This window comes from Pirellulales bacterium, assembly GCA_035533075.1.
Classification (GTDB): domain Bacteria; phylum Planctomycetota; class Planctomycetia; order Pirellulales; family JAICIG01; genus DASSFG01.
The window spans coordinates 1-4,520 of the sequence record DATLUO010000232.1 but is presented as its reverse complement, the minus strand read 5'-3'; the positions used below and the strand labels follow the sequence as shown (position 1 = coordinate 4,520).

3 protein-coding genes are annotated in these 4,520 nt (G+C 63.5%); all 3 read left to right on the top strand.

Features of this window, described 5'->3' with window-relative positions; translation table 11 throughout:
- Positions 1 to 233: 233 nt before the first annotated feature.
- The 3 genes from VNH11_29210 to VNH11_29200 all read left to right on the top strand — a co-directional run bounded on the left by VNH11_29210 (position 234) and on the right by VNH11_29200 (position 3,801).
- Positions 234 to 2,918, top strand: a complete 2,685-nt coding sequence (locus VNH11_29210; GenBank protein HVA50463.1) for a RecQ family ATP-dependent DNA helicase — start codon at positions 234 to 236, stop codon at positions 2,916 to 2,918.
- Positions 2,919 to 2,984: 66 nt separating this feature from the next.
- Positions 2,985 to 3,359 (top strand): hypothetical protein, encoded by a 375-nt coding sequence (locus tag VNH11_29205; protein HVA50462.1) that lies wholly within the window; start codon positions 2,985 to 2,987, stop codon positions 3,357 to 3,359.
- A gap of 94 nt (positions 3,360 to 3,453) precedes the next feature.
- Complete coding sequence (locus VNH11_29200; GenBank protein HVA50461.1) at positions 3,454 to 3,801, top strand: FliM/FliN family flagellar motor switch protein; 348 nt, start codon at positions 3,454 to 3,456, stop codon at positions 3,799 to 3,801.
- Positions 3,802 to 4,520 lie beyond the last annotated feature (719 nt).

The window sequence follows — 4,520 nt, the reverse complement described above, 5'->3', positions numbered from 1 at the left end:
GACCGGGGCATCGCTTGGCCGCCGAGATGAACGGAGTGCCAGCCTCCACATGGCCAAGCTCTGCCCCAGCCACCGCCAATGTTCCATTCTCGGCCGCGTGACGTATATTTGCCCCGCAAACGTGCGGCACCCTGCCGACACTCCAAGTCGACCCGTTTGCACCGTACAATGGCCCATGCCGCGGCAAGGCCCCGCGGCAATCCAAAATCGAAAATCCAAAATCCAAAATCGCGATGTCTCAGGCCACCGTCACCGCTCCCGAAACGCTCCTGCCGCGATTCGGCCTGACCCGCTTTCGCCCCGGCCAGCGTGAAGTGATCGAGACGGTGCTGGCCGGGCAAGACTGCCTGTGCGTCATGCCCACCGGCGGCGGCAAAAGCCTCTGCTATCAGCTTCCGGCCCTGGCTCAGCCCGGCGTGACGCTCGTCGTCTCGCCCCTGATCGCCCTCATGAAGGACCAGGTCGATCAGCTTCTGGCGCGCGGCCTGAATGCCACGTTCATCAATAGCACGCTCGATCAGGCCGAACAGCATGCCCGCTTGCAGGCCATGGCGGCCGGAGAATATCCGCTGGTGTATGTCGTGCCCGAACGGTTCCGCAGCCCACGGTTTTTGGAGGCCGTGCGGGCCGCGAAGCTGAACCTGCTGGCGGTCGACGAGGCCCACTGCATCAGCCAATGGGGGCACGACTTCCGGCCCGATTACGCCCGGCTCGGCCGTTTCCGGGCCATGCTGGGCATGCCGCCCACCATCGCCCTGACGGCCACCGCCACCGACGCCGTGCGGCAAGACATCAGCCAGCAGCTCGCGCTCCGCTCGCCCCGCGTGTTCATCACCGGCTTTGTGCGGCCGAACCTCCGCTACGAAGTGCAGCTTCCTTACGGCAAGGGCGGCAAGGAACGCATGCTGGAAGATTTTTTGCTCAGCTCGCCCGGTTCGGGCATCGTCTACGCCTCGTCGCGCAAGCGGTGCGAGGAAGTGGCCGAGGCGATCCGGCAGACGGTCGGCCGCTCGGCGGTCGTCTATCACGCCGGCATGACCCCCGAAGAACGCCGCCTGGCCCAGGACAAGTTCATGCAGGGCCAATGCGACATCGTCGTGGCCACGACGGCCTTCGGCATGGGCATCGACAAGCCCGACGTGCGGTTCGTCGTGCATTACAATTTGCCCGGCACGCTGGAAGGTTATTATCAGGAGGCGGGCCGCGCGGGCCGCGACGGGCTTGCTTCGCGCTGCCTGCTGCTCTACAGCTACGGTGACCGGAAGATTCAAGAGTTTTTCATCGAAAGCGCCTATCCGGCCCGCGACGTGGTGGAGAAAGTCTACGATCACCTACGGCGGACCGACCGCGAGGTGATCGAGCTGACGCAGCAAGAGATCAAAGACGCGCTCAATTTGCAGATCAGCGCCGACGGCGTGGGCACGTGCGAGCAGTTGCTGGAGCAGGCCGGCGTGCTGGAGCGGCTGGAAAGCCGCGAGAACATGGCCCGCGTCAAGCTCGACAGCGACCTGCCGACGCTCGTCGATCTGCTGCCGCGGCAGGCGAAGGCCCAGCGGCGGCTGTTGCAGGCCATCGAACGCTTCGTCGGCTCGGTGCGGCACGAGTGGGTCGATATTCCGCCGCGCGAGCTGATGTCGGCGCTCGAAACCGATTCGGCCGCCCTGGCCCGCACGCTGCGCGAGCTGCGCAGCCTGAAGGCGTTCGATTATATTCCTCCCTTTCGCGGCCGCGCCATTCGCATGATCGAGCGCAGCAAACCGTTCAGCAAGCTGGAACTCGACTTCAAGACGCTCGAAGAACACAAAGAGGCCGAATATGAAAAGCTCAATCAGATGATCGCCTTCGCCGATACGTCGCGCTGCCGCGAGCGCGAGATCCTGGCGTACTTCGGCCAGGAAAACGCCGAGCCGTGCGGTCGTTGCGACAACTGCGAGCGTCGCGGCCTGGGCAAACGTCCGGGGGCGCCGCAAGACGGAGTCGCGGCGCGCCGAGATTTCCAGGCCGTCCCTAACGAAGACGAGACCGGAGTCCCGGCGCGCCGGGATTCCCAGGCCGTCCCAAACGAAGATACTCAAGTTGACGGCCTGGGAAGGCCATCCTCCGACGACGACGGTGCGCCTGCCGCGGTCGAACCTGAGGAGGCCGTGCCGCTGAGCGACGAGCTGGTGGAAGTCATCCGCAAGATTCTCAGCGGCGTGGCCCGCACGCAGGGGCGATTCGGCAAGCACCTGATCGCCCAGATGTTGTGCGGCTCGAACAGCGCCAAGATCAAGCGCTTCGGCCTGGCGAGGCTTTCGACCTACGGCCTGCTGGCGCATTTCAAGCAGGACGAAGTGGTCGAGCTGCTGGACATGTTGTTGACCGTCCGCTGTCTGGATCAGGCGGGCAGCGATCATCTGCGGCCGACGGTGCAGTTGACCGAGCTCGGCAAGAGCGTGATGACGGCCCAGTCGCGGCTCGACAAGCCACTGACGCTTTCGCCCGGCCTGGCGCGGCGGTTTGCACTGGCCAAAGCGCGGACCGCCAAGGAACCGTCGTCCAAAGACGGGCCAGCGGCGAACGTACCCGAAGCGAAGGTGGTGCCGGCCAGCGTCGCGGGCCAACCGAGCCATTATTGGACCTGGCGGTTGCTTTGCGCGGGCTTCAGCGTCGAAGAGTGTACGGCCATTCGCGGTTGCGAGCGCGACGTAATCTGGGACCACACCCTGCGGGCAGCCGAGGCGGGATGGAAGGTCGAGGCCGCCTGGTTCTTGTCCGCGGAGATGATCGACAGGATCGCCGAGGTCGTCGGCAGCGAACCTCCGTCGCGGATTCGACCGTTGCTGGCCAGTCTGCCCGGCATACGTTATGAAGAGGTACAGTATTACTTGAAATGTCGGCAAGTAGAGCATCTTCCCCTGCGGGCGGGGTTGCCGTAAACTGGGAGGGATTCTTCGGGGAGCGTTTTCATCAAGAGCGGGTCGATGCGAACTGAGGCAGAAGCAATGCAATCGAACGACGAGGCTGTCTCGCCTGAGGTCAATTTGCTGAGACGGCTGGCGAGCAGCGATCTTTCGCTGCTGGCGGCGATTCGCCTGTTTCCGCGCATCGACCTGGCGAAAAAACTGGTCGAGGCTTGCGTCCGTTGCGACGCGGTCGAGTTGGTCTCCAAGGAAGACGGGAGCGAGAAAGTCGTGCAGCCGTGGCGGTTGCGGTTCGTGCTCAACGATCCCGGCACCTGGGACGCCGACGGCGAACTGGCGGCCGTTTACCACCTGCGAATGACGGCCGAAGCGCAACAGCGATACGCAAATGATTCCGCACGGCTGATTCAGGACCTGGTTCAGGTGGCCGAGGGGCCGAGCGGCGGGGGATTCTGATTAAAGATCCGTCGCATTGCCGTCGATAAAGGCGTCGCGGCACGTTTTTGCCGAGCAAGCACCTTCGGTGGCGCCCGTGGAAGCGTGTACAACGATGTCGACCTCCTCCAGCCCGCAACTCACCTCCGCCGCCGCGACCGCTTTGGCCAGCCCGCTGGGCATCGAGGCCTTGCCCGGCTATGCCAAAAGCCTGTTGCGGATCAAGGTGCCGGTGATCGTGACGCTGGCCGCCAAAAAGCAGCCGGTCGGGCGGATCGTCGAGCTTGGCCCCGGCTCGATCATCCAGTTCGACAAATCGTGCGAAGAGATGCTGCAGATGCACGTCAACGACCACGTGATCGCGGAAGGCGAAGCGGTAAAAGTGGGCGACAAATTCGGCATCCGCCTGACCTCGCTGGTGGTGCCCGGCGAACGCTTCAAGCCGGTGCGGAGAGTTCCCTGACGAGCGCGGCTGGCCAACGGCACGATTCAGCCAGGGCGGTTTTGCCGCGTGAATCTACCAAATTGTCAAAGACCCGAGCCGGCGCTGCGCGCCGCCCGCCACCGGGAGGGACGCGTGAGGGCGTCCCAGGATTGGATGCGGTTGGTCGCCCCAGGCGACCTGCTCCGCATCAACGTGCGGTTGGGTTGCCTCGAATTACCGTTGTCATAAAATAATTAGCCTTGTAAAACAAAACGCGTGTTCGGTTTGCCCGCGATGCAAACGGTTTGCCGGCCGGACCTTGCGGCGACAGGGCGGCGCGGCTCATTTTCGCGCCGCAACGATAAATCTGGGGGGTGGGGCATCGTTTTTGGATTTTGGATTGTCGATTTTGGATTGTGATTGGGGGCACGTTTGTGGCGACGCGTTCGCTCTTCAGTCCGCCTTTACTGTCTGCCGTCTACTTGTCCGTCCTTTCCTCGAATCCTACTCCGCGACTGGCTTGGGATGGATCGGTCGCAGTCGTCCGCCTGCTTGGCTCCCCATGTTCTACCGCGCCGTTGGCTTGGGACCGGATCTTTTCGACTTCTCACCGCGGCTCGCCGAACGCCGGCGGGCTGCTTCGCCGCACGGACAAAAGAAGTGCTCAAAGAACAGGCAGCCAGATGACCACTATGCACATCATTTGAGCAGCCGCCAAAAAACCCTCTGTCAGGTCGGTCGACAGGCAAAAACCTCGT

Coding starts and splice junctions, on each gene's coding strand:
- VNH11_29200 (HVA50461.1), top strand. CDS start 3,454: ATGTCGACCTCCTCCAGCCCGCAACTCACCTCCGCCGCCGCGACCGCT.
- VNH11_29205 (HVA50462.1), top strand. CDS start 2,985: ATGCAATCGAACGACGAGGCTGTCTCGCCTGAGGTCAATTTGCTGAGA.
- VNH11_29210 (HVA50463.1), top strand. CDS start 234: ATGTCTCAGGCCACCGTCACCGCTCCCGAAACGCTCCTGCCGCGATTC.